This is a genomic window from Burkholderia sp. BCC1640, from assembly GCF_902833125.1.
Taxonomy (GTDB): Bacteria; Pseudomonadota; Gammaproteobacteria; order Burkholderiales; family Burkholderiaceae; genus Burkholderia; species Burkholderia diffusa.
In genome coordinates, this window is the sequence record NZ_CADFEF010000126.1 from 1 (window position 1) to 578 (window position 578).

The 578-nt window shown below is 60.7% G+C and carries 1 protein-coding gene and 1 tRNA gene; both read left to right on the forward strand.

Features of this window, described 5'->3' with window-relative positions:
• Positions 1-177: sigma factor-like helix-turn-helix DNA-binding protein (locus HWX25_RS32810; RefSeq protein WP_279610156.1), on the forward strand; the 177-nt coding region annotated here is incomplete at its 5' end.
• Positions 178-316: 139 nt separating this feature from the next.
• Positions 317-392: transfer RNA gene (locus tag HWX25_RS32815), tRNA-Ile, on the forward strand.
• Positions 393-578 lie beyond the last annotated feature (186 nt).

The following is a 578-nucleotide window of genomic DNA, read 5'->3' on the forward strand; positions in this document are numbered from 1 at the left end:
AAGGTGCTGCGCATGCGTTTCGGTATCGAGATGAGTACCGATCACACGCTGGAGGAAGTCGGCAAGCAGTTCGACGTCACGCGTGAGCGGATCCGCCAGATCGAGGCCAAGGCGCTGCGCAAGCTGCGTCACCCGAGCCGTTCGGACAAGCTGAAGTCGTTCCTGGAAGGGAACTGATCGGCGTCAAGCATGTGGCCGCCGCCGGCCGTGAAGGTCGGCGGCGGTTCTTCTCTCCCCAATTGTTCGGTACAATGCCGTCCCCGAGTGCAGTCTGTCGGGGCGCGCGTCAATGCAGTCTTCCCACTGCGTCAGATCAGGGCCTGTAGCTCAGCGGTTAGAGCAGTCGACTCATAATCGATTGGTCGCGGGTTCGAACCCCGCCGGGCCCACCACACTTCCCCCCGAGCATGTCTGCCTGAGTCTGTGCATCCTCTGCAGGGGAGGCTGGACGGGCATCGCTTGCTGAAAGAGATACTGCAAGATTCATGGACAGCTCCAGGCAGCTAGTCTCAAGGCTCGCGTGCCGTGAAAGAGGCATCGTCGTCCGTAACCGCAAACCCCTGGAAAAACGACAGATG